Annotated in this window: 27 protein-coding genes and 1 tRNA gene; 12 read left to right on the plus strand and 16 right to left on the minus strand. The window is 69.8% G+C overall.

Features of this window, described 5'->3' with window-relative positions; all coding sequences use genetic code 11:
- The first annotated feature begins 54 nt into the window (after positions 1-54).
- Both ACOZ32_RS03815 and ACOZ32_RS03820 read left to right on the plus strand, forming a co-directional pair.
- A complete protein-coding gene (locus ACOZ32_RS03815) occupies positions 55-498 on the plus strand; it encodes an acyl-CoA thioesterase (RefSeq protein WP_010903814.1) in 444 nt (147 codons plus the stop codon).
- A 70-nt stretch (positions 499-568) separates the two neighbouring features.
- Entirely contained in the window at positions 569-1741 is a 1173-nt protein-coding gene (locus tag ACOZ32_RS03820; RefSeq protein ID WP_205251255.1) for an MFS transporter, read from the plus strand.
- A 3-nt stretch (positions 1742-1744) separates the two neighbouring features.
- Here the strand turns inward: ACOZ32_RS03820 and thrC are convergent, their stop codons facing one another.
- The 6 genes from thrC to ACOZ32_RS03850 form a co-directional block, all read right to left on the minus strand.
- Positions 1745-2992, minus strand: coding sequence for a threonine synthase (gene thrC / locus ACOZ32_RS03825; RefSeq protein WP_424334953.1), 1248 nt, complete (start codon positions 2990-2992; stop codon positions 1745-1747).
- A gap of 70 nt (positions 2993-3062) precedes the next feature.
- On the minus strand, positions 3063-3329 hold the full coding sequence (locus ACOZ32_RS03830; RefSeq protein ID WP_136360916.1) for a DUF7571 family protein: 267 nt from the start codon (positions 3327-3329) through the stop codon (positions 3063-3065).
- Positions 3330-3398: 69 nt separating this feature from the next.
- On the minus strand, positions 3399-3713 hold the full coding sequence (locus ACOZ32_RS03835; protein ID WP_010903818.1) for a YbjQ family protein: 315 nt from the start codon (positions 3711-3713) through the stop codon (positions 3399-3401).
- A gap of 69 nt (positions 3714-3782) precedes the next feature.
- Entirely contained in the window at positions 3783-4271 is a 489-nt protein-coding gene (locus tag ACOZ32_RS03840) for a hypothetical protein (RefSeq protein ID WP_010903819.1), read from the minus strand.
- Positions 4272-4286: 15 nt separating this feature from the next.
- Entirely contained in the window at positions 4287-5744 is a 1458-nt protein-coding gene (argH, locus tag ACOZ32_RS03845) for an argininosuccinate lyase (RefSeq protein ID WP_424334954.1), read from the minus strand.
- The gene (locus ACOZ32_RS03850) at positions 5741-6931 is read right to left on the minus strand and encodes an argininosuccinate synthase (protein ID WP_205251259.1); all 1191 of its coding nucleotides are present in this window, start codon (positions 6929-6931) and stop codon (positions 5741-5743) included. Before ACOZ32_RS03850 ends, argH begins: the two co-directional genes overlap by 4 nt.
- Positions 6932-7204: 273 nt before the next feature.
- On the opposite strand from ACOZ32_RS03850, the gene ACOZ32_RS03855 reads away from it, so the two are divergent.
- Both ACOZ32_RS03855 and ACOZ32_RS03860 read left to right on the plus strand, forming a co-directional pair.
- A complete protein-coding gene (locus tag ACOZ32_RS03855) occupies positions 7205-7399 on the plus strand; it encodes a DUF7554 family protein (protein ID WP_205251260.1) in 195 nt (64 codons plus the stop codon).
- Between the two features lie 43 nt (positions 7400-7442).
- A complete protein-coding gene (locus ACOZ32_RS03860; protein WP_136360920.1) occupies positions 7443-7970 on the plus strand; it encodes a 2'-5' RNA ligase family protein in 528 nt (175 codons plus the stop codon).
- A gap of 6 nt (positions 7971-7976) precedes the next feature.
- Here ACOZ32_RS03860 and ACOZ32_RS03865 read toward each other — a convergent pair whose 3' ends face one another.
- A complete protein-coding gene (locus ACOZ32_RS03865) occupies positions 7977-10175 on the minus strand; it encodes an ATP-dependent DNA helicase (RefSeq protein WP_205251917.1) in 2199 nt (732 codons plus the stop codon).
- 154 nt (positions 10176-10329) lie between these two features.
- Between ACOZ32_RS03865 and ACOZ32_RS03870 the strand changes: the two genes are divergently transcribed.
- Positions 10330-10473, plus strand: coding sequence for a hypothetical protein (locus ACOZ32_RS03870; RefSeq protein ID WP_010903825.1), 144 nt, complete (start codon positions 10330-10332; stop codon positions 10471-10473).
- Positions 10474-10505: 32 nt separating this feature from the next.
- Here ACOZ32_RS03870 and dpsA read toward each other — a convergent pair whose 3' ends face one another.
- Complete coding sequence (dpsA, locus tag ACOZ32_RS03875) at positions 10506-11054, minus strand: DNA starvation/stationary phase protection protein DpsA (protein WP_010903826.1); 549 nt, start codon at positions 11052-11054, stop codon at positions 10506-10508.
- A gap of 203 nt (positions 11055-11257) precedes the next feature.
- Here dpsA and ACOZ32_RS03880 point away from each other — a divergent pair, with 203 nt between their 5' ends.
- Positions 11258-11770 (plus strand): metallophosphoesterase, encoded by a 513-nt coding sequence (locus tag ACOZ32_RS03880; protein ID WP_012289508.1) that lies wholly within the window; start codon positions 11258-11260, stop codon positions 11768-11770.
- A gap of 50 nt (positions 11771-11820) precedes the next feature.
- Here ACOZ32_RS03880 and ACOZ32_RS03885 read toward each other — a convergent pair whose 3' ends face one another.
- Positions 11821-12453 (minus strand): ArsR/SmtB family transcription factor, encoded by a 633-nt coding sequence (locus ACOZ32_RS03885; protein ID WP_010903828.1) that lies wholly within the window; start codon positions 12451-12453, stop codon positions 11821-11823.
- A 105-nt stretch (positions 12454-12558) separates the two neighbouring features.
- On the opposite strand from ACOZ32_RS03885, the gene ACOZ32_RS03890 reads away from it, so the two are divergent.
- Positions 12559-12690: a hypothetical protein gene (locus tag ACOZ32_RS03890; RefSeq protein ID WP_260173106.1), complete on the plus strand. Its 132-nt coding sequence runs from the start codon at positions 12559-12561 to the stop codon at positions 12688-12690.
- Here ACOZ32_RS03890 and ACOZ32_RS03895 read toward each other — a convergent pair.
- A complete protein-coding gene (locus ACOZ32_RS03895) occupies positions 12687-13703 on the minus strand; it encodes a low specificity L-threonine aldolase (RefSeq protein ID WP_012289509.1) in 1017 nt (338 codons plus the stop codon). The two genes, ACOZ32_RS03890 and ACOZ32_RS03895, sit on opposite strands and share 4 nt — an antisense overlap.
- A gap of 86 nt (positions 13704-13789) precedes the next feature.
- On the opposite strand from ACOZ32_RS03895, the gene ACOZ32_RS03900 reads away from it, so the two are divergent.
- Both ACOZ32_RS03900 and ACOZ32_RS03905 read left to right on the plus strand, forming a co-directional pair.
- The gene (locus ACOZ32_RS03900) at positions 13790-14899 is read left to right on the plus strand and encodes an aminopeptidase (RefSeq protein WP_010903831.1); all 1110 of its coding nucleotides are present in this window, start codon (positions 13790-13792) and stop codon (positions 14897-14899) included.
- 127 nt (positions 14900-15026) lie between these two features.
- Positions 15027-15176, plus strand: a complete 150-nt coding sequence (locus tag ACOZ32_RS03905; RefSeq protein WP_157849923.1) for a hypothetical protein — start codon at positions 15027-15029, stop codon at positions 15174-15176.
- 54 nt (positions 15177-15230) lie between these two features.
- On the opposite strand, the gene ACOZ32_RS03910 is transcribed toward ACOZ32_RS03905, so the two are convergent.
- Positions 15231-15305: transfer RNA gene (locus tag ACOZ32_RS03910), tRNA-Arg, on the minus strand.
- Between the two features lie 113 nt (positions 15306-15418).
- On the opposite strand from ACOZ32_RS03910, the gene ACOZ32_RS03915 reads away from it, so the two are divergent.
- Together ACOZ32_RS03915 and ACOZ32_RS03920 are read left to right on the plus strand one after the other, a co-directional pair.
- Positions 15419-15991, plus strand: a complete 573-nt coding sequence (locus ACOZ32_RS03915) for an AAA family ATPase (protein WP_424334955.1) — start codon at positions 15419-15421, stop codon at positions 15989-15991.
- Positions 15984-16400 carry an RNA-binding domain-containing protein gene (locus tag ACOZ32_RS03920; RefSeq protein ID WP_010903834.1) on the plus strand — a complete coding sequence of 139 codons (417 nt, stop codon included), beginning with the start codon at positions 15984-15986 and terminating at the stop codon, positions 16398-16400. The genes ACOZ32_RS03915 and ACOZ32_RS03920 overlap by 8 nt, the downstream gene beginning before the upstream one ends.
- Positions 16401-16406: 6 nt before the next feature.
- Here the strand turns inward: ACOZ32_RS03920 and ACOZ32_RS03925 are convergent, their stop codons facing one another.
- From ACOZ32_RS03925 to ACOZ32_RS03940, 4 genes are all read right to left on the minus strand, one after another.
- Positions 16407-17366, minus strand: a complete 960-nt coding sequence (locus tag ACOZ32_RS03925; protein ID WP_012289510.1) for a hypothetical protein — start codon at positions 17364-17366, stop codon at positions 16407-16409.
- A 70-nt stretch (positions 17367-17436) separates the two neighbouring features.
- Entirely contained in the window at positions 17437-17994 is a 558-nt protein-coding gene (locus tag ACOZ32_RS03930; RefSeq protein WP_010903836.1) for a magnesium transporter, read from the minus strand.
- The gene (locus ACOZ32_RS03935; RefSeq protein ID WP_010903837.1) at positions 17995-18567 is read right to left on the minus strand and encodes a magnesium transporter; all 573 of its coding nucleotides are present in this window, start codon (positions 18565-18567) and stop codon (positions 17995-17997) included.
- Positions 18568-18616: 49 nt separating this feature from the next.
- The gene (locus tag ACOZ32_RS03940; protein WP_010903838.1) at positions 18617-19999 is read right to left on the minus strand and encodes a signal recognition particle protein Srp54; all 1383 of its coding nucleotides are present in this window, start codon (positions 19997-19999) and stop codon (positions 18617-18619) included.
- A 121-nt stretch (positions 20000-20120) separates the two neighbouring features.
- Here ACOZ32_RS03940 and ACOZ32_RS03945 point away from each other — a divergent pair, with 121 nt between their 5' ends.
- On the plus strand, positions 20121-20549 hold the full coding sequence (locus ACOZ32_RS03945) for a hypothetical protein (protein WP_010903839.1): 429 nt from the start codon (positions 20121-20123) through the stop codon (positions 20547-20549).
- On the opposite strand, the gene ftsY is transcribed toward ACOZ32_RS03945, so the two are convergent.
- Positions 20546-21667, minus strand: coding sequence for a signal recognition particle-docking protein FtsY (gene ftsY / locus ACOZ32_RS03950; RefSeq protein ID WP_205251263.1), 1122 nt, complete (start codon positions 21665-21667; stop codon positions 20546-20548). The two genes, ACOZ32_RS03945 and ftsY, sit on opposite strands and share 4 nt — an antisense overlap.

Raw genomic sequence — 21667 nt, forward strand, 5'->3', positions numbered from 1 at the left:
GGGCCGCCGACGGCCCACGCCAGCCGTTTTCCGGCTGGCCGCCCTCCGTGTGGTATGGGTTCGATCAGCGACACGTTCATGGAGAACCGCGAGCGCGTCCAGCCCGACGACACCAACAACTACGCCTCCGCCCACGGGGGCAACGTCGTCAAGTGGATGGACGAGATCGGCGCGATGGCGGCGATGCGCCACGCCGGCAAGACGTGTGTCACCGCCCGCATCAACAGCCTCGACTTCGAGCGCCCCGTCCCACAGGGCGACATCTGCGTCATCCAGGCGTACGCCTACGACACCGGCCACACCAGCATCAAGGTGCGGCTGCGGGCGTTCCGCGAGGACCCGCGAAGCGGCGAGACCGAACCGACCACTGACTCCTACTTCGTGTTCGTGGCCGTCGACGACGACATGCAGCCGACCGCAGTCCCGGACCTCGACGTGGGCAGCGAGCGCTGCCGGGAACTCCGTGAGGCCGCCCTGGCGGGCGAACACGACGAGTAGCCGACTGCCGGGGGGTTGAATCCTGCCGATTTCAGCGCCCTCAAATGCCCGCCAGTCCTCCACGACAACAGTGACATCTCCCAGCGACGACGGCCTCGTTCGTGGATACGCCGGGCGGCTGCTGGTCGCCATCTCCACCGGCTGGTTCGCGATTCAGGCCGGCCGCCTCGTCCTGTCGCCGATGCTGTCGGCGCTCACCGCGGACATCCACATCACCAACACCAAGGCCGGGTTCGCGTTCACGACGCTGTGGGGGTTGTACGCGCTGTTGCAGTACCCGAGCGGCCGCCTCTCCGACGCCCTCTCGCGGAAGACGCTGCTGGTCACCGGGCTCGGGATGGCGTCGGGCGGGTTCGTCGTCCTCGCAACCGCGCGCTCGTACGCCGCGTTGCTGGTGGGGGCGGCCATCGTCGGCACCGGTGCAGGGCTCTACCCCACCGCCGCCCGCGCGCTCGTTGCGGACCTCTACTCGACCAAGCAGGGCCGGGCGTTCGGCCTGCACACCGCCTCCGGGGATCTCGGCGGGATGTCGGCCGCCGGCATCGCCGCGGTCGCGCTCGCGCTCCTCAGCTGGCGGTACGCGTTCGTCCCCATCGTCGGTCTCACCGCCGCCGTCGCCATCGCGTTGCACGTCTGGAGCCGCGAATCGTACGTCTTCGAGCGCCGGTCGCTTGCCGTCCGCGACACCGCCGCCCGCCTCCTCTCGGGGACCCAGTTCCGGTGGATCCTGGTGGCGTACACGCTGTACGCGTTCACCTGGCAGGCCATCGCCGCGTTCCTGCCGACGTTTTTCACCGACGGCAAGGAGTTCGCGCCGGTGGTCGGCACCGTCGCCTTCGGCGCGCTGTTCGCCGTCGGCGCCATCGCCAAACCCACCGCGGGCACGCTCTCGGACACGATCTCCCGGCGCGCGCTCGCCGTCGGCGCGCTCGTGTTGGGCGCGGCCGCGCTCTCCGCGGTCGTGGTGGTGCCGTCCCCCGTGGCCGCCGTCGGTGCGGTGGTGGTGTTTGCGGCGGGGCTGCTGGCGTTCCCGCCGGTGATGCAGTCGTATCTGATGGACGCGTTCCCCCCGGAGTCCGCCGGCGGCGACCTCGGCGCGATGCGCACCGTCTACATCGGGCTGGGCGCGCTCGGCCCGACGTACGTCGGCGCCGTGTCGACCGCCGCCAACTACGAGATCGCGTTCTGGGGGCTGGTCGGCGCGCTGGTCGTGGCCGCCGTGATCATCGCGCGCGTCACCTGACGCTCAGAGCGCGTCGAGGACGCCGTCGGCGTCCGCCGGCACCGGCGTGGTGTCGCCCCCGGCGGCGGCCGCGGCGGCCGGGTCTTTCAGCAGGTGGCCGGTGGTCAGACAGACCACGCGCTCGTCGGCGCTGATTTCGCCGCGCTCGCGGAGCGCCAGCAGGCCCGCGACGCTGGCCGCCGACGCCGGCTCCACCCCGATGCCGTCGCCGGCGAGCATGCGCTGGGCGTCCGTGATGCGGTCGTCGGAGACGGCGACGGCGGTGCCACCCGTCTCGTAGACGCCCGGCAGCGCTTTCGGCGCGTTCACCGGGTTTCCAATGCGGATGGCGGTCGCGCGCGTCTCGACGTCCGTCCAGCGCTCGGTGCGCCCGCGGCCCGCCTCGACGGCTTCGACCATCGGTGCCGCCCCCGCGGCCTGCACGCCGGTGAGCGCCGGCATCTCGTCGTCGGTCATCGCGCCCGCCGCGACGAGTTCGCGGAACGCCTTGTAGAGGGCCGCCGTGTTCCCGGCGTTCCCCACCGGGAGCACGATGCGGTCGGGCCACTCGCCGGTGGCCGTCCGGGACTGCTCAAGGATCTCGAACGCGATGGTCTTCTGGCCCTCCAGGCGGAACGGGTTCAGGCTGTTCAGGAGGTACGCCTCCCCGCGGGCGGCGAGTTCGGCGACCACGTCCAGGCAGTCGTCGAAGTTGCCGTCGACCTCGCAGATGCGCGCGCCGTGCAGCGCCGCCTGCGCGATCTTCCCCGCCGCCACCTTGCCCGCCGGGAGCAACACCAACACGGGAGTGTCGGCGCGCCCGCCGTACGCCGCCAGCGCCGCCGACGTGTTCCCCGTCGACGCGCACGCCAGCCGGTCGACGCCGAGGCGCTCGGCGACCCGGACGCCCACGGTCATCCCGCGGTCCTTGAAGCTCCCCGTCGGGTTCATCCCCTCGTGTTTCACGCGGATGTCGGCCACGCCGGCCGCCGCGGCGACGTCGGGTGCCTCGTACAGCGGCGTGTCGCCCTCCTGGACGGAGACGCCCGCGTCGACCGGGAGCGCGTCGGCGTACCGCCAGACCCCGCGCCCACTGAACGCCTCGAATCCCGGGTAGTCGGCGTACCGCGCCTCCAGCAGGCCGCTGCACTCCGGGCACCGGTACACCACGTCCGCGAACGGTGCCAGCGTCCCACCACACTCCACGCACGCCAGCCAGACGCCGTCGGTCGCGCACGCCGGCGTCTCGCCCGCCAGCGAGAGGTCAGTCATGGCTCGGTCTCCGTGGGCGACCCACAAATACCAGGCGGGTGGTGTGAGTATTGCCACCGACCTCCGGGGGTCAGTCCGACACCACGTCGCTGCGCCAGCCGGGGTCGTGGCCGCCGGCCAGCAGGTCAGCCCGACACGCCGGACAGTAATGCGGGGGTTTCGTGGCGCTCTCGGGGACGTAGACCGCGCCGCCACACGTCACACACGCGTCGTCGACGACGGTCACGCAGTCCGCACAGAGGTTGAAATCGTCGACTGTCAGCTCGCGCAGCCCGTCGAGTTGTTTGTCGAGGGTGTACTCGTCGATGACCGACTGACAGTTGTGGCACGGTTGCATTGCGATACGTCTTGATGGTCGTTCTCATGGCACAAGAAGTTGTCCCCGACGGCGACACGGCACCCGCCCTCAGGCCAGCGTCACGGCGGTGCCGTACGCGATGACCTCCGAGCCGCCGTTCGCGATCTCCGAACTCTCCAAGCGCACGTTCACAACCGCGTCAGCGCCCATCGACCGCGCGTCCTCGGCCATCCGATCCAGCGCGTCGTCGCGGGCGTCGGTCAACAGCTCCGAGTACGCCTTCAACTCGCCGCCGGTGATGTTCCGGATGCTCTGCGTGATGTCCCGGCCGACGTTCCGTGCTTTCACCGTGTTCCCGCGCGCGACGCCCAGCGACTCCGTGATCTCGCGCCCGGGCACGGTCTCGGTCGTAACGAACTCCATACTCCGGGGTTTCCGCCGCTGGAACAAAAACCTCAGCCCCGCACGCAGCCACTGGGATCCGGCCCGCGCTCACCCGCCCACCGACGGCGTGACCCGGATGCCAGCCCGTCCGTTGAGCCCACGCACCACCGGATCACGCCGCCCCCCGTCGACCACCACCGCCTCCGCGACCTCGCCTGCGACCGCCGCCTCGGCCGCCACCACCGCCTCCGACACGCCGTCGGCGTCCGCCACCACCACCAGCGAGGCGTCCAACGCCCCGGCGATGGCGGCCGCCGCGCGGTCGACGTCTCCCGACACCACGGGCACGCACCCGGCGTCGCACTCCTCGGCCAGCACGGCCGCACTCACACACTCCCGGTCCCCCGCCAGGACGGCCGCCTCGTCGAGCGCCACGCCCGGTACGCCGACCGCCCGGAACGCCGCCAGCACGTCCTCCGCGGCCGCCGCCCCGTCGCACACGACCACGACCGCCTCGCCGTTCGCCGCGAGATGCGCCACATCGGCCGCCGCCACTCCCGGATCGCCGGCCGCACTGAGCGCCACGACGACCGTCATCCGCCCCACCCCCACTCACACATACCCCGACACCTCCGCGGCCAGCGCGTCCGCAGCGTCCGCCAGCGACGCCCGTTCGGCCGCCAGCGCCGCCTCGTCGGCGTCGATCCCGTCGCGCACGTCCGCCACGGCGGCCTCGACGGCCGCCGGTGCCGGGCCGCCCGCCGAATCCCTGGCGGCGACGCTCCCCACGGGATCCAGCGCGTCAGCCACCGCCGCCGGCTCCACGACCGCGGACAACGGCTCCCCGGTCACCGCCTCGGTCGCGGCCGCCACCGCGTCCAGGGTCGCCCCCTCGCAGCCGCGCTCGGCCGCCAGCGCCACGACCTCGTGGGCCGTCCGGAACGGCAGCCCCCCCGCCGCGAGCGCGTCCGCCACACCGGTCGCGGTCGAAAACCCCTCGCCCGCCGCGGCTTCGAGGTCGTCAGCGGGCCAGCCCGCGGTCGCCACCACGCCCGCCGCCACCTCGACCGCGCTGGTCACGCCATCCACGGCGGTCCACGCGTGCCCGGTCGCACGCTGCAGGTCGCGGTTGTACGCCCGCGGCAGCCCCTGCAGCGTCGTCGCGAGGGCCTGCTGCGCGCCCACCGCGTCGCCCGCGGTCGCGCGCACCAACTCCATGGTGTCCGGGTTCTTCTTCTGGGGCATGATCGACGACGTCGACGCGTAGTCGTCGCTCACCTCGACGAACCCGCGGTTCGCGAAGAACACCACGTCCGCGGCCAGCCCCGAACACGTCACCGCCACCGACGCCAGCGCGCTCACCGCCTCCAGCAGGAAATCACGGCTGGCGGCGGCGTCGGCCGCGTTCGCCACGACGCCGTCGAACCCCAGCAGGGCGGCCGTGCGCTCGCGGTCGACGCCGAAGGTGGTGCCGGCGAACGCCGCCGCGCCCAGCGGCGACTCGTTCGTGCGCCCGTAGGCGTCGCACAGCCGGCCGGTGTCGCGGGCGAGCGTCCCCGCGTACGAGAGCGCCCAGTGCGCGACGGTCGTCGGCTGTGCGGGCTGCAGGTGCGTGAACCCCGGCATCACCGTCTCGGCCTCCGCCGCCGCGACGTCGGCCAGCGCACTCCGCAGCGCCACCACGGCCTCGATGGCGTCCAGCAGGTCCGCGCGCAGCCGGTACCGGATGCACGCCGCCACCTCGTCGTTGCGCGACCGCGCGGTGTGTAGCTTCCCGCCGTCACGCCCGACAGCCTCCACGACCGCCGTCTCGATGGCCTCGTGCACGTCCTCGCCCGGGGGCAGCGCGTCGAACCCCGCCGCCTCGACGTCGGCCAGCGCGCCCAGGATCGCCGCCGCCGCCTCGTCGCCGATAATATCCTGCTCGGCGAGCATCACGACGTGTGCGCGGTCCACCGCGAGGTCCGCCTCGAAGATGCGGCCGTCGCCGTCCATCGACGAGAGGAACGAGCGCGCGGGGCCGCCGCTGAACCGGTCGCGGCGCACCACCGGATCGCCGCCCCCGGTCATTTGTTGCCGTCGAACGCCGCGTTCGCCAACCGCGACTGGAAGCCGTGGTACTTCGCGACCCCCGTGGCGTCGGCCTGCTCGATCCCCGCCACGGTCTCGGTGTTGAACGACGCCGCGTCCGCGGAGTACACCGCGTGCTCGCTCTCGCGGGCGATCGGACGCGCCCGCCCGCCCTCGAAGGCGATGGTCACCGTGCCACTGACCGCCGACTGGGTTTCGTCCAGATACCCGTTCAGCGCGTCCATCAGCGGATGCTCGACGACCCCCTCGTAGGCCTTTTGCGCCCACTGCTGGCTCACCGCCGCGGTGAAATCCCGCTCGGCCTTCGTCAACACGAGCCCCTCCAAGGCCTTGTGGGCCGCCAGCAGCGTGGTCGCGGCCGGATGCTCGTAGTTCTCGCGGACTTTCAACCCCAGCATGCGGTCTTCGAGCATGTCCGTGCGGCCGACGCCGTAGCTCCCCGCGCGGTCGTTCAGCGCCTCGATAAGCCCCACCGGCTCCATCGCCGTCCCGTCGACGGCCACCGGCACCCCGGCCTCGAAGGTGATGTCGACGGTGCCCGTCTCACCGCTCGGCGCGTCGGTCCACGCGTAGATGTCCGCGGGCGGCTGGTAGTCGGGCTCCTCCAGGTGGCCGCCCTCCACGCTGCGACTCCAGAGGTTCGTGTCGATGCTCCACTCGCCCTCGTTGCCCGCCTCCACCGGGAGGTCGCGCTCGGCGGCGTACTCGATCTCCCACTCGCGGGTCAACCCGAGCTCGCGGACGGGCGCACACACCTCGTGGTCGCTGGCACGCCACACCGCCTCGAAGCGCAACTGGTCGTTTCCCTTCCCCGTGCAGCCGTGGGCCAGCGCCGCACAGCCCTCGGCTTCGGCCACCGACAGGATGGCGTCGGCGATGACCGGGCGGGCAAGCGCGGTGCCGAGCGGATACCCCTGGTAGGTCGCGTTGGCACGCACGGCGTCGAAACACAGCGCGGCGAACTCGGCTGTGGCGTCGACGACGTGGTGCTCGACGCCCAGCGCGGCGGCGGTCTCCCGGGCCGCCGCGAACTCGGCGTCGGGCTGCCCGACGTCGACGGTGACGCCGATCACGTCGTCGTAGCCGTACTCCTCTTTCAACAGCGGGACACAGACTGTCGTGTCGAGCCCGCCCGAGAAGGCGAGCGCGACGGTTCCTGATGGCATTGTGTGTGTAGCGTATCGCAGTGGTCGAACGGCGGTGCGGTCGACGACGAACGGTAGAACAGGGCTAGCTATAGGGGGTCACGGGGACCCCGTCGTCGTCGGCGCTGCGACACGCCAGCCGCGGCGCTCCCGGCGGACAGCGACGACCGCACGCTGGTGGGAGCCGGCGGCGTCATCTACCTCCGAGAAACGCAGCCACCGAGTTAAACGTTTCCTGGCAACTAGTCACATGGAAGTCGGTAGGCTCTTAGTCGTCGTCACGCAACCCCTCCCATGCCCCGCGCACGCGGCGCGCTCGACACGGACTCGCTGGTGAAAATCGCCCTCGCGCTGGTCGTCGTCTGGCTCGCGATCGAAGTCCTCGATGCACTCCTCGGCGCGCTCACCGCCGCCCTCCGGCTCGCACGCCCACTCATCGCGCTCGTGATCGTCATCGCCGTTGCCCTCTGGCTGCTCGACGAACTGTAGGAACAACGTCAGGGCTTTCACGATCCACGCCCGACGGACGGGCGTGTACAGCGTGAACGCGCCGGTTCCGCCCGCCGTCAACGAGATCGCGGCCGACCTCCGGCCCGCGCTCACCGAGTTCGATCGCGTCCGCCAGCGCCACGAACAGACGCTGCTGGTCAAGCGCGTGCCCGCCGACACCCGCAAGGAAGCGCTGGCGGCGTGGCAGACCGCCCAGGACGCCCTCCAAGGCGCGCCCGCCGCCCAAGCCCGCATCTCGGAGATCGACACCTTCCAGAACCCGCCCAACGGCTCCAGTCCGGTCGTCTACCTCGCCGTCGAGAGCCCCGGCATCCACCACCTCCACGACCGCCTCTGTGACCCCTTCGACCCCGTTCCCGTGATGGAGGGTGGCGACGACTACGACCCCCACGTCACGCTGGCCCGCGACGCCGACGGGTTCCGCGGCCAGCGCGCCGTCGACGCCATCGACGGCCGCGCGGTCGGCCCCGTCACCTGGACCATCGACGAACTCTCCCTCTACGACGCCACCGTCGGCGAACCCGTCGACACCGTCTCGCTGCCGGCGTAACGCCGCCTACGGACTCGGCGGATCGCCACCGTACGCCCCCAGATCGCCGTAGAAGTTCAACAACGAGAACCGCAGCTTCTCCGGATCGACGTCCACCATCTCCGCGCGCTCGCTCGGCGGGAACGTCGGGTTCACCGAATACTTCTGCATCCCGGTGCGGCTCGCCGCCGTGTACCGCCGATCGACCAACATCCGCACGCCGAAGTCCTCCGGCGACCGAATCACGCGCCCCATCGCCTGGCGGGTCTTCCGCACGGTCGGGATCTCCACCGCGTACCGCCAGCCGGCGTCCTGGCGGTCGCTGCGAAGTCCCTGGTCGGCATCGCGGTCCGCGAACGCCTGGGCGTACGCGTCCTGGACGGCCTCGGTCCGCGCGTCCAGATGCGGGTACGGGACGCCGACGACCGCGACCGTCCGCGCGTCGTCACCGTCGAAGCTCACGCCCTCGGCCAGGGTCCCCCACAGCGACGTGAACAGCGCGCCGTCCCCGTCGGCGACGAACGCCTCCCGGAGGTCGTCAGCCGCCACCCCCGGTTCGTCCAGATACCGCGTGGCGTCGCAGTCCGCCAGCAGGTCGTGGTAGCGCTTCGCCTCGGCGTAACTCGGGAAGAAAAACAGACAGCTGCCCGGCGTGTACGCCGCGGCGTCCCGGAGCGCGCCCGCGACCGCCTGCTGGGTCGCGCGGTCCTCGCGGTTCGAGGAGAACAACGGCTCGGTGTCGACGGCGAACGTCCGGCGGCGGTCCTCCGGGAACTGCAGCCCGAACGCCAACTCCACGGGGTCGTCCAACCCCAACACGTCGCCGATCACGTCGAAGGGCCGCAGCGTCGCACTCATCAGGACGCTTGCGTGCACGGCGTCGAACAGGTCGGTGGTCACCTCCCGCGGGATGCAGGTGTAGCGCTCGGCCCGCCCGTACACCGCCTCGGTGCGGTCGTCGCGGCGCACCGCCGCCGTCGGATACTGCCCGAACTCGCCGCCGCGCTCGACGTACGCCTCTACGAACTCGGCGGCGGCCAGCACGTGGCACTCCCGGCGGGTCGTCGCGTCGCCGTTCCGATACGCGTCCTCGTACTCCCCGTCCAGGTACTCCCCCAACCCCAGGGCGTCGGTGACGTCCTCGGTGATCCCCGGGCCGGTGTACGACTGGAGGAACGCCAGCGTCAGGTCGTCCCGGCGGTCGTCGTTGGCGACCGGCACGTCCACCCAGTTCGACTCCACCGCCGACTTCGTGTCCGCCGGTCCATCGCCGCCCGGACGCAGCGCGTCCTCGTAGGTCTCGACGAGCGCATCCCGGAACGCCCCGAGCACGCGCTCGGCGGCCGCTGCCCGCTGATCGCTCGTGTCCTGGAGCTCGTCCAGGGCGCTGTCGAGGGTCTGCTCGGTGAGCGTCTCGGCGGCGTGGTCGCGGGCGGCGTCCTCGATGTTGTGCGCCTCGTCGAACACCACCACCACGTCCTCGGGGTCCCGGCCCAACCAGCGGAAGAACTGCGCCCGAATCCCCGGGTCCAGCAGGTGGTGGTAGTTGCAGACCGCCAGATCCACGCCCTCGATGCCGTCCTTGAGGAGTTCGTACCCGCAGAACCCCGCCTCCTCGGCGTAGCCGTAGATGTCCTCCGGGGTGCGGACGTCGTCGTACAGCCACTGGTAGAACTCGTCGGTGTTCCCCACGAGGTTCTGGCGGTAGCGCTCGCAGACGTTGCCGTCCTGGAGGGCCGCCAACTCCGACTCGACGGCTTCCAGCTCGTCCATGACGGCCTGCCGGGCGTCGGCGGCCTCGGTGTCGCCGTCCTGTGCCTCGTCGAGCAGAGCGCGCTGGCGTTCTTCGAGCTGGCGTTTGTCCCGGGTGGCGTCCACGAGCTCGTGGGTGTTGTCCCGCAGCACCTGGCACTCCTCGTAGTCCACGTCGATGTGACACATCGACCCCTTGCCCTTGAACACGACCGCGCGGATGGGTTCGGTGGCGTGTATCTCGCGGGCCTCGCGCACGAACTGGCGCATCTGCTGGTGGACGTTGGTCGTGATGACGACCGTTTTGTCCTCGGCCTGGGCGTGCGACAGCGCCGGCGCGAGCGCGGCAAGGGTTTTGCCCGTTCCGCACGCCCCCTCGAACAACACGTTGGTGCCGCCGTCGAGCGCGTCCCGGATCGCGTCCATCGCGGCCCGCTGGTTGTCGTACGGCGACGGCTTCGGGAAGAACTGCATGTAGTCGGGGGTGTCGTCTCTGCGTGCGGCCACGGTGTCCCGGAATACGAACGGCTTGCAGTATAAACCTCCGGCTCAGCGCGACGACCGCCACAAACGCCCTGTTTTAGGCCGACCAAAACACATATGATAGCACCGCTGCATAGGGCCTGATATGCCAGTTACGCGGGACGCTGACGACGACACCGAAGACCGCCTCACCGCCCTCCAATCTTCGCCGGAGCGAACCGTATTCACCGAGGATGGCAACGCCGACGGCTGGCTCTCCACGGACCTCACGGTAGACGTCGAACGCTAGTCGCGAAAGAACAGTGGTGGGTTCTCGCCGGCTTACTCCAGGGCGCCCTGCGTGACGAGCGTGTCGTCCTCCAGGTAGTGCTCGATGTGGTGGGCGTCGTCTTCGAGCTCGATGAGCCCCTCACGGAGCATGTGTGCCGTCGCGTGGTCGCCGAGGTTCTCCGCGAGCTCGGTGTGTTCGCGGGTGGCCTCGATGATGTCCCCGTAGATCGCCATGTCGTTCGCCAGCGACGTCCGGATGTCGTAGACGTCCTCGTCCTCGACGTCGACGGACGCCTCGGCCTGCAGTGTCTCGGGGCTGGCGTGGGGCACGCCACCAAGCGCTTGCACGCGCTCGGCGAGCTCGTCGGCGACCTCCTCGGCCGTCTCGGCGGCCTCACCGAGGAACAGGTGCAGGTCCCGGAACTCCGCCCCCTCCACGTTCCAGTGGTGCTTCTTGAGCTGGTGGTAGAGGACGTACACGTTCGCGAGATCGGCGTTCAGGGCGTCTACACACTGTTCGGCGCGGTCGGCGTCCATCCGCAGTGCGTCCGACCCTTCGACTTCACCGGCGGTCGCTCGCGCGTTCTTTTGCGTGCTCATAACGATTACACGTTGGACCGCCTGCCACTTAAAGCTTTCCGCTGCATCCAAATTTTGTTTGGCGTACCAAAAACAAATTTCTTCGATACCCGTTGTTATTCTCTGTGATGGCGTACTCGGGGCCACCCAAACACCACGCACAGCCGAGTGGGCCTCACCACCGGCCGCAACGCTCACACGCCCCCACACACTACGCCACACCGATGATCGCCGTCCTCGCGGACACACACAGCGACACCGACCACGCGCTCACCGGCCACGCCCGTCAGGCAGTCGCCGACGCCGACGCCGTCGTGCACGCCGGCGACTTCACCACCGAATCGTCCCTGGACGCCTTCCACGACGCCGCCACCCGCCTCCACGCCGTCCACGGCAACGCCGACTCCCCCGCCGTCCGCGACCGCCTCCCGCCGGCCCGCACGATCACCACCGCCGGCCTCCGCATCGCGCTCACCCACCGCGAACCCGGCGGCGACACGGCGCTGTCGCTGTTCGGCCGCGAACGAGGCGCCGACATCGTCGTCTCCGGCCACACCCACACCCCGACGCTCACCACCACGCCCACAGCCGTCCTCCTCAACCCCGGTAGCCACGCCGACCCACGCGGCTCCCCGGCTGCACACGCGACTCTCCACCCAACCGACCACGGCGTCCGCATTGCGATCTCCACCCGCGACGGCGACACCATCCGTTCGACCCACGTCTCACGCGACTAGCCTCGCACACTCGTCTACACGCGGTTCAAGGCGAGTGCCGCGGGGTGGGTTCACCAGGCCGCCCTCGCCTTTGCGATCACGGCACCGACACCAAGCCCCACAACCAGCAGCCCACCACCGGCCACCACCGCCTCGCGGAGCCCATACCGCGCCACCTGCATCAGCGTCCACACGGCGTCCCAACTCGTGGCCGCTCCCGGAGCCGCCTGCGCCGCCGCACCGGTCCCGATCTGTACGCCGCTTGCACCACCACCGCCGACGTGTTGCACCGCAACGGTCGCCAGACTCACCGCGCCGATCCCGCCGAACAACCCCGACAGCGCCGCCCGAACGCTCTCGCCGTCCTCTTCGCTGCCCGCGAACAACACCACCGGCGTGTCGCGCGCCCCGTACACGCTCATCTCCCGCCCCTTCGAGGAATACCGCGTGTCACACTCCTGGACCAACGCCGCGCCTTCGAGGCGATCGAGATGGTACTGGATGTTCTGCAGGGAGGTCTCCATGTCCGCGGCGAGTTCCGACGGCGTCGATGGCGTGTCGTGGACGGCTGCGTAGATGTCCCGCGCCGTCTCGGACCCCAGCGCCGACAGCAGCTGGTCCGCATCGTCGGAATCAACCCCGACAACCCGTGGGCCATCACTGGACGCCGACGGCTCCGACGCCGATGGGAGGAGCCCGGTCATTACGAAACAGTATCACCAATCTATGATTAATGTTTTGTTACCTTGCGTGTGTATTCTTCCCGACGACCCGAAACCACTATGCCACACGCCATGCATCACTCCCTCATGGCCTCGCTCGGACCCGTCTTCTACGTCTTCGCGGCTGCGCTCCTGCTGTTCGTGTTCTTCACCTTCCTGTTCATCCGGCGCACCGTCGCCAGTTTCCGCGACGGCGTCGAGAACAGCAACCGGGATTAGACGACCTCCCCCGCCGCCGACACCACCGCCGCGATGTCCGCGCCCCCGATGTCGCGGTGCGTGCAGAACCGGACCGTGTACTCGCCGTCCGCCGTCCCCAGCACGCCCTCTTCCTCACAGCCCGCCAGGAACGCCGCGGCGGTCACGTCCGCGTCCCGGGTGTCCGCGAGCACGATGTTCGTGTCCGGTTCGGCCGCCGTCACCCCCGGAAGCGCGTCGAGGTCCTCGGCCAATCGACGCGCGTTCTCGTGGTCCTCGTGGACTCGGTGGCGGTTCTCCAGGGCGCACACGCCCGCCGCCGCGACCATGCCCGCCTGCTGCATCCCACCCCCGTACATCTCCTGCACGCGTCGGGCCGACGCCACGAACGACTCGCTTCCCGCCAGCACTGCCCCCATGGGTGCGCCCAGCCCCGTCGACAGACACACCGCCACCGAATCCACCGGCGACAGCAGCGTCGCCGCATCGACGCCCAGCGCGGTCGCAGCGCTGAACACCCGCGTCCCGTCGACGTGCACCGGCACGTCGTGCTCGTGGGCGGTCTCCACGGCAGCCGCGAACGCGTCGACGGGCGCCACGACCCCGCCGTTCGCCCCGTGTGCGATCTCCACGCACGCCAGCCCGACCTCCGGCCGGTGCCCACCCCCCGCCGTGATCTCGGCGGCCACCTGCTCCGCGGTCGGACAGCCGGTTTCGCCGCCGTCGAACGCGCGCGCCTGCACCCCAGCGTGTTGTGCCAGCCCGCCACTCCCCCGCCTGTAGCTGTGGCTGGCCCGCTCGACGAGCACGCTCTGCCCGCGGGCGGTGTGTACCTGCGCCCCGATCTGGTTGGCCATCGTCCGGCTCGGCACGAACACGGCCGCCGCCATGCCCACGGCGTCCGCCGCCGTCGCCTCCACCGCTGCCACAGCCGGGTCGTCGCCGTGCTCGCCGTGCTCGACCGGCGCCTGGGCCGCCGCCTCCCGCATCGCCTCGGTCGGCGTGGCGACCGTGTCGCTGCGAAGATCGATCATATCGGGACATCCACCCCCAGGGGGAAAAGTCATCCTGCCAGTTACGTTCCGAAACATCCAACAGGCAGTTCCGACCACGTGACAGCATGGATTCACGCATCCGCCAGCACGCAGCGGTCATCGTCGACCGATGCATCGACCTGCAGCCCGACGAGAACGTCGTGGTGAGCCTGCCGCCGGTCGCCGAGGACCTCCGCGTCGCCCTCTACGAGAAGATCGGTGAAGTCGGCGCGAACCCCGTGATGCTCGCCCGTGGTGACCGCGGTATCGGCACGGACCGCGCGGCGCGCGCGTACCTCCAGGCGATCGACGCCGAGGACCTCTCCACGCCCGAACACCTCCTGCAGCTCTACGAGCACGCCGACGCCGCCGTCGTGGGCCGACCACACCGCAACGTCACCGAGCAGAGCGACGTCTCCACGGAGCTGGGGGCGGCGTTCGCGGAAGCCCACCGCGACGTGCTCAACGCCCGGCTGTCGACGAAGTGGTGTCTCACCCAGTACCCCGCCCCGGCCGACGCCCAACTCGCGGGCATGTCGACGGCCGCCTACGAGGACTTCGTCTACGACGCCGTGAACAAAGACTGGGACGCCGTCGAGGACCACCAACAGCAGATGGTGGACATCCTGAACCCCGCCGAGGAAGTCCGCATCGTCTCCGGGGACACCACCGACGTCACGATGAGCGTCGCGGACATGACGACGCTGAACGACTGCGGGTCGAACAACCTGCCCGCCGGCGAGGTGTTCACCGCACCCGTTCCGGACTCCGTGGAGGGGGAGGTCGTCTTCGACAAGCCGGTGTACCATCAGGCCCGCGAGATCCAGGGCGCAGCGCTGACCTTCGAGGACGGCGAAGTCGTGTCGTTCAGCGCCGAGCAAAACGAGGACGTGCTCGCGGCCATCCTGGACACCGACGACGGCGCGCGGCGGCTGGGCGAGCTGGGGATCGGGATGAACCGGGACATCGACCGGTTCACGTACAACATGCTTTTCGACGAGAAGATGGGCGACACCGTCCACATGGCCCTCGGGCGCGCGTACCCCGAGACGGTCGGCGAGGGCGTCGAGCAAAACGACTCCGCGAAACACGTCGACATGATCGTTGACATGAGCGAGGACTCGTTCATCGAGGTCGACGGCGAGATCGTCCAGCGCAACGGGACGTTCGTCTTCGAGGACGGCTTCGACGCGTAAGCGGGCGGTCCCCCGAGGCCGGTTCCGATGTCGTCCGGCTTGCACGGTGGCCGACTGCCATAGCCGTGTTCTATGGTATCATTTGACATCATTGATTTTAATATGTTTGGGAATATATCAATTATCCGTGCCTAAGCTCGATTGTCCGGACTGCGGTCGCTCCATCGCGATGCACGAACTCGAAACCCGGACGGTCGCACAGACCGCCGGCTTTGAAACGAGCTATCGCTGCCCGTTCTGTCGCACCGACTTCCAGGAAGTCACGCAGCTCATGTAACCGCCGCTGGCGGTGCTCGGTCTCAGTGCCACGCCCCGCCGCCAGCCGACGCCACGGGCACGAGGGGATTCGAACCCCCGACATTTCGGTTAGAAGCCGAACGCTCTGTCCGGACTGAGCTACGCGCCCGCATCCGGCAGTACCACCGGGTGGCGTAAAAATCGACTGGATGACAGCCACGGCTCACACGCCCGGCAGCCACACCGAAGCACACACGTGGCGGGGTCGCTTGCAGTCTACCAATGAGAGTCATCGGGACCGTGGGCATGCCGGGCTCCGGGAAAAGCGAGGCCGCGACGGTGGCCGCCAACGCCGGCATCCCCGTGCTCGTCATGGGTGACGTGATCCGGCAGGAGTGTCGCGACCAGGGCCTGGATCCCGCCCAACACCACGGCCGCATCGCGCAAGCGCTCCGCGACGAACACGGCCCGGGCGCGATCGCCCACCAGTCACTCCCCATCATCGAGGACCACCTCACCGACGCCACGACGGTCCTCGTCGACGGGATCCGCTCGGACGTGGAAGTGACCACGTTCCGCGACGCGTTCGGCGACGACTTCACGCTCGTGCACGTCTCCGCCCCCCGAGAGTTACGCGAAGCCCGCATCGAGAACCGCGACCGACCCGGCGACACCGACGGCGAACCCCTCGACGCCCGCGAGGACCGCGAACGCGGCTTCGGAATGGACGACGCCATCGACCTGGCCGACGTCCGCATCGAGAACACCGACAGCCTCGACGCGTTCCACGACGCGGTCCGAGACCTGCTCGCCGCCGACACACCCCACACTGAGGTGCCCGACAACCATGACTGACACCACCGACGTGACCGTCCGCGTGACCGCGCCCGTCTACCCCACCGAACCCGACGACCGCGTAGCCGACGCCATCCTCCGGCTGTTCCCCGACGCCACGGTCACCGTCGAGGACGACCGTGCGGTCGCCGAGACTGACACGACGGCGTCGTTCCGCGAGCAGCTGTTCGACCAGCGCATCCTCGACACGGCGCGCGAACAGTTCCAGGCCTCCCAGACGGACGCCGGGTTCAGCTTCGACCTCAAAAAGCAGGCGGCGTTCAACGGCACGGTCAACTTCGCCGTCGGGAACCCCGACGAGCTCGGCGACCTCCACGTCGAGGTCACGGTCGCCGAGCCGGCCGTCCAACAGTTCATCGACCACCTCGCACCCCCCACCGACGGCGGCGAGCCCCTCGAAGACCCCTGACCGCGGTCACACGAGCAACACGGCGATCGCGGCCGAGATGAACACCACTTTTGCGGCGATGTTGACGGCGATGACCTTCGACCCGAAGCGCGCCCCCCAGATGCCGTACTGGAACGGGATCGAGCGCTTGAACGTCGACACCGCGAACGACACGATCCCCCCGACGAGCATCGTGGCGACCGCCTCGCCCGCGGTGAACTCCCCGGGGACGTGTGGCGCGATGAAGATCGCGCCGGTCGTGGTGTCGACGGCGAACGTCGCGACCGCCGGCACCGCGACCCCGGGCAGCCCGAGCACCGACGTGAGCGGCTCCGCGGCGGCCGTGAACGCGGTCACGTCGTAGGTCTCGGTGAGGAAGACGACCGCCGCGTACACCACCGCCAACCGGGGCACGAGGGTTTTCAGCTTCCCACCGGTCTTCGTGACCGCGCCGGCGACGGTCTCCCGCGTCGACTCGTCGGCGGCGTCCTCACCCGGCATCGTCACCCCGGCGTCAGACGCCGACGCGACGTCGTCCTCGGACAACACCACCGCACCCGCGAGCACGCCCGCGGCCGTGATCCCGAGGCTCACGGCGGCGCGCGCGCCGACGTACATCAGCCCCAGGCGGAGCCCCAGAATCGGGAGCAACACCGGCGCGTAGAACGTGAAGATGTGTTGCACGAAGCCGAAGAACGTGTTGATGGTGATGGCGACGAGCGTCGCCCGATCGCTGAGCACGCCGGCGTCCCGGTACTCCTTGAGCATGCCGTAGCCCGCCGTCGGGGACGCGGTCGTGGCCAGGATCGCGGTGCCGACCTCGTCGGGCAGGTTCGCGGGACCGGTCAGCGGCGTGGCGAACCGCGCAACGTAATCAACCGCGCCGAACGCCACGGCGAGGTTCGCCAGCGTCAGTCCCACCGCGATCGCGGCAGCCACGCCCACCACTCGGGGTGCGACCGCCCACAGCAGCGCCACCAGTTGCACGCCGCCCGCTTCGTGACTCGTGGAGTTACTGGTGTCGGTTTCGGCGACGCACGCCACCTGCTGACGGCGCTCACACGAGCACCTCAACCGCGCCGAACAACACGACCACACCCAGCACGTCACAGGTGTTCGTGACCACTGGAATCACCACGTCGTCGGGGTCCAGTTCGAACCGGTAGGCGGCGTACGTCGCCAGCAGCGTGACCGCGACCGCAAGCACCGCAAGCGACGCGCCCGCCACCGCCGCCACGGCGATGACAACGCCCACCGGGAGGCGAACGCTGCCGGTGGCCGCTGCCACCCCCCACGCGCCAGCGCCCACCACGGGGAACACCGTGATCGCCAGCATCACGGTCGCAACGACGTTCCCCGCCAGGTCGTCGTCGCCGGGATCGAACGACAGCGTCCCCAAGTGGAACGCCGTCGACAGCCGGGACGCCAGAATGCTCCCGAGGTTCCCAGCCGTCCCGATCGTCACCGGCACCAACACCAGCAGCGACGGATACTGCAGCAGCGTCGCCTCAAACGTTCCGAGCACGAGCCCGCTGCCGACCTCCACGACCGTCAGCGCGAGCAGGATCGGGAGGGTGGCACGCGTGATCGCCCGCACCGACCACGTCCGGGGCACTCACACACCCCCCACGATCAGCCGCACCGCAAGCACTAGGAACGCCAACCCGAACAGGTCCCCGGTGGTCGTCACCAGCGGCCCGACCAGCGTGTCCGGGTTGTAGCCGCGCCGATACCCCGCGAACACGACCGCTACCACCGCGCCCGTGAGCGCCACGCCGGACAACAACCCCGCGACGAGCGCAACCCCGACCAGCGTCGCCAGCCCAGCCACCGGCCGCCCAAGCGCCGTCAGCACGCCGAACGCGACGGCGGCCGCGAACCCGCTCGCAAGCAGGCCGTTCCCCATCGCTGCCCCGACGGCCGCCCGCAGTCGCCGGTCCCCGGCGGCGACGTGTGGCTCGATGATGCCCTGGTGGAGGCCGGTGGCCAGGCGCGCGCCGAACGACGCGTACACGTTCCCCCGTGTCGCCAGCAACGCCGGCACCACCACAAGCAGCCCGTCGACGGCCTCCAGTTGCGCACGCATCCCGCCCAGGACCGCGCCCGCAAACAGCCCGCCCAGGACGCTTGCCGCCAGCGCTGGCGCGGCCTCACGGTAGGCGGTGGCAGCCACGCGCCGAACGCTCATACTCCCCGAATCGAGGCCCGCGCGTATAAAAACCCGGACGCACGCCGCCTCAGAACATGCCGCCGAACCCGCCACCGCCGCCACCGCCCTGCTGTTGCATCTTCGACATCATGCGCTGCATGTCCCCGTCACCCATGCCCTGGAACTGCTGCATCGTCTGCGCCATCATCTTGTGCTGGTCGAGCAGCTCCCGAACGCGGTCCTCGGGCTGCCCGGACCCGCGCGCGATGCGCCGGATCTGTGACGCCCCCACCGAGCGCGGGTCGGCCATCTCCGCCTCGGTCATCGAATCCATGATGACCTCGAAGCCCCGCATGCGCTCCTGGGTGACGTCCATCGCGTCGTCGGGGAGCTCGTCCATCAACCCACCCCCCATGCCGGGGATCATGTCCATCACCTGATCCAGTGGCCCCATGTTGTCCATCGCCTGCATCTGCTTTCGCATGTCGTGGAGGGTGAACTCCCCCTTCATGAGGTCCTCGGGGTCCCAGTCCTCGTCGTCGTCCTGGGTTTCCTCCATCGCACGCTCCACGCGCTCGGTGAGCTGCTTGAGATCCCCCATCCCCAGCAACCGCGAGATGAACGAATCCGGCTCGAAGCGCTCGATGTCCTGGACGGTCTCCCCGGAGCCCAGGAACGCGATGGTGGAGTCGGTCTCGTTCACGGCCGTCAGCGACCCGCCGCCCTTCGCGGTTCCGTCGAGCTTCGTGATCGCAACCCCGTCGATGCCGATCGACGCGTCGAACTGCCGGGCCTGCTGTTTGGCGCCCTGCCCGATCGCGGCGTCCAACACCAGCAGGCTCCGGTCCGGCTCGACGACGCCCTCGATCTCCTCGATCTCCGCGATGAGGTCGTCCTCCAGCGCGTGGCGGCCCGCCGTGTCCACGATATGCACGTCGGCGTCCGCCGTCGCTGCAAGCCCGTCGCGGGCGATCTGCACGGGATCGTCGCTGTCCGGCTCCCCGTAGAAATCGACCTCCGCGCGGTCGGCCATCTCCGCGGCCTGCTCGTAGGCCCCCGGCCGGAACGTGTCCGTCTGCACGATCGCCGGCCGCAGCCCCTTCTTCGAGAACCACCACGCCATCTTCGCGGCCGTGGTCGTCTTCCCCGACCCCTGCAGGCCCGCCAGCATGATCGTCTGCTCCTCCAGGGGGATCGGCGTCGAATCACCCACGAGCCCGACGAGTTCCTCGTAGACGATGCGCAACACGTGATCGCGGGCGCTCGTTCCGCCCGGCGGCTCCTCCTCAAGCGACCGCTCCGTGATCGACTCGGAGAGATCCATCACGAGGTCCACGTCGACGTCGGCCTGCAGCAAGGAGCGCTGAATCTCCTTGACGACCTTGTCGACGTCCTCCTCGGAGATGCGGGACTTCCCGCGGAGCGTGTCCAAGGTGCCCCGCAGCGAGCTCCCAAGGTCGTCGAGTACCATGATTGGTCGCGACTACGCGACCGCCCCCTAAGAGCCTTGTTCCACGCAGCGCCACCGCGTATGGCAGCTGGCACCCTCGACTAGGGGAACGCTCAACCCGCCGGCGGGCGTATGGGCGTGCATGCCACCCGTCTACGCCACCCGCGCGCTCGTTGCCGTGCTCTGTGAGCTCGCGGCCGACGCCGACCCCGACTCGGTGTCCGTCCGCCTCGCAGCGACGCCCGCCCGGGATCTCGACGCCGGCGACGAGACACACACCCTCGACCCCGACACACCAGTGCTGTCGGACTTCTATTTCCCCAGCGCCGGCGACGCGCTCACCAGCGTGTTCGGCGTCGACCTCGCCGCCCCCGCCGGCCAGACCGCCGGCCGGTTCGTCTCACACCCCAAGGGCGACCACACTGTCACCCTCGCCGACGACCTCCACGCGCAGCTCCTCGTTGGGGTTCCACCATGGGAGCCCGGCGAAGTCCGCGCCCACAACCGCCACGGCACGCGCCGGGAGTTCGTCGTCGTGGACGCCGACCCGCCGGCCGCCGACGCGCCCTAATCGTCGGACGCAGCCAGCAGGTCGTCGACGAGCGCGTCCGGATCGAACGGCTCCAAGTCCTCGTACGCCTGTCCAGTTCCCAAAAAGAGGATCGGCTTCCCGGTGACGTGGGACACGGAGATCGCGGCCCCGCCCTGGCTGTCCGCGTCCGCCATCGTCAGGATCGTGCCGTCGACCGCCGACGCCTCGTCGAACTCGCGGGCGCGATTCACGGCGTCCTGGCCCGCGACCGCCTCGTCGACGAACACCGTGACGTCCGGATCGACGACCCGGTCGAGCTTCTCCAGTTGACTCATCAAGTCGTCGGAGGTGTGCAGCCGGCCCGCGGTGTCACCCAACACGACGTCCACGCCGTTGGCGTCCGCGTACTCCACGGCGTCGTAGACGACCGCCGTCGGATCGCCGCCCTGCTCGTGGGTGATGCATTTCACGCCGAGCGCCTCGGCGTGTTCCTCGATCTGCTGGTTCGCCCCCGCACGGTAGGTGTCGCCGTTCGCCAGCACCGACGAGAACCCCTCCGATTCGAGGTACCGCGCCAGCTTCGCGATCGTCGTGGTCTTGCCCACGCCGTTGACGCCCGTGAACACGATCGTCACCGGCTTCGATGCGGACTCGATTTCGTCCACGAGATCGAACTGCCCCACGTCGATCACCGACAACAGCGCCTCACGCAGCGCGTCCTCGATGAGCGTGTCCGTCGACTCGGTGAACTTCCGCTCCTCGCCGACGAGATCCCCCCGGATCTGATCCAGGATCTCCTCCACGACGCTCATCTCCACGTCGCTCTCCAGGAGCGCGAACTCCAGTTCGCGAAGCGGCGCCTCCAGATCCGCCTCGTCGATGACGACGCGGCCGCGAGCCATCGACGCCGCCCGACTCACGAACCCGGCCGACGACTCCTCGTCGTCGGCGTCGGGCTGCTCGCCCGCCGGCTCAGTCGCCGGTGCCGCGGCATCCGCGGTCGCCGGCGCGTCTTCGGGGGCGCTGTCCGCGGCGGCTGCCTCCGTGTCCGCCGCCTCGTCGTCCGGCTGGTCGGCAAGCTCTTCGGCGTTCTCCTCGGCGACCTCCTCGGCGTCCTCCCGAAAATTCGAGAGTTTGTCCTTCAACCCGTCGAACAT

The organism is Halobacterium sp. MBLA0001 (assembly GCF_049705385.1).
GTDB lineage: Archaea > Halobacteriota > Halobacteria > Halobacteriales > Halobacteriaceae > Halobacterium > Halobacterium salinarum.

Coding starts and splice junctions, on each gene's coding strand:
- ACOZ32_RS03920 (WP_010903834.1), top strand. CDS start 15,984: ATGACTGACACCACCGACGTGACCGTCCGCGTGACCGCGCCCGTCTAC.
- dpsA (WP_010903826.1), bottom strand. CDS start 11,054: ATGAGCACGCAAAAGAACGCGCGAGCGACCGCCGGTGAAGTCGAAGGG.
- ACOZ32_RS03890 (WP_260173106.1), top strand. CDS start 12,559: ATGGCCTCGCTCGGACCCGTCTTCTACGTCTTCGCGGCTGCGCTCCTG.
- ACOZ32_RS03940 (WP_010903838.1), bottom strand. CDS start 19,999: ATGGTACTCGACGACCTTGGGAGCTCGCTGCGGGGCACCTTGGACACG.
- thrC (WP_424334953.1), bottom strand. CDS start 2,992: ATGACTGACCTCTCGCTGGCGGGCGAGACGCCGGCGTGCGCGACCGAC.
- ACOZ32_RS03915 (WP_424334955.1), top strand. CDS start 15,419: ATGAGAGTCATCGGGACCGTGGGCATGCCGGGCTCCGGGAAAAGCGAG.
- ACOZ32_RS03880 (WP_012289508.1), top strand. CDS start 11,258: ATGATCGCCGTCCTCGCGGACACACACAGCGACACCGACCACGCGCTC.
- ACOZ32_RS03900 (WP_010903831.1), top strand. CDS start 13,790: ATGGATTCACGCATCCGCCAGCACGCAGCGGTCATCGTCGACCGATGC.
- ACOZ32_RS03945 (WP_010903839.1), top strand. CDS start 20,121: ATGCCACCCGTCTACGCCACCCGCGCGCTCGTTGCCGTGCTCTGTGAG.
- argH (WP_424334954.1), bottom strand. CDS start 5,744: ATGACCGGGGGCGGCGATCCGGTGGTGCGCCGCGACCGGTTCAGCGGC.
- ACOZ32_RS03935 (WP_010903837.1), bottom strand. CDS start 18,567: ATGAGCGTTCGGCGCGTGGCTGCCACCGCCTACCGTGAGGCCGCGCCA.
- ACOZ32_RS03895 (WP_012289509.1), bottom strand. CDS start 13,703: ATGATCGATCTTCGCAGCGACACGGTCGCCACGCCGACCGAGGCGATG.
- ACOZ32_RS03885 (WP_010903828.1), bottom strand. CDS start 12,453: ATGACCGGGCTCCTCCCATCGGCGTCGGAGCCGTCGGCGTCCAGTGAT.
- ACOZ32_RS03830 (WP_136360916.1), bottom strand. CDS start 3,329: ATGCAACCGTGCCACAACTGTCAGTCGGTCATCGACGAGTACACCCTC.
- ACOZ32_RS03835 (WP_010903818.1), bottom strand. CDS start 3,713: ATGGAGTTCGTTACGACCGAGACCGTGCCCGGGCGCGAGATCACGGAG.
- ACOZ32_RS03850 (WP_205251259.1), bottom strand. CDS start 6,931: ATGCCATCAGGAACCGTCGCGCTCGCCTTCTCGGGCGGGCTCGACACG.
- ACOZ32_RS03815 (WP_010903814.1), top strand. CDS start 55: ATGGGTTCGATCAGCGACACGTTCATGGAGAACCGCGAGCGCGTCCAG.
- ACOZ32_RS03840 (WP_010903819.1), bottom strand. CDS start 4,271: ATGACGGTCGTCGTGGCGCTCAGTGCGGCCGGCGATCCGGGAGTGGCG.
- ACOZ32_RS03865 (WP_205251917.1), bottom strand. CDS start 10,175: ATGCAGTTCTTCCCGAAGCCGTCGCCGTACGACAACCAGCGGGCCGCG.
- ftsY (WP_205251263.1), bottom strand. CDS start 21,667: ATGTTCGACGGGTTGAAGGACAAACTCTCGAATTTTCGGGAGGACGCC.
- ACOZ32_RS03855 (WP_205251260.1), top strand. CDS start 7,205: ATGCCCCGCGCACGCGGCGCGCTCGACACGGACTCGCTGGTGAAAATC.
- ACOZ32_RS03870 (WP_010903825.1), top strand. CDS start 10,330: ATGCCAGTTACGCGGGACGCTGACGACGACACCGAAGACCGCCTCACC.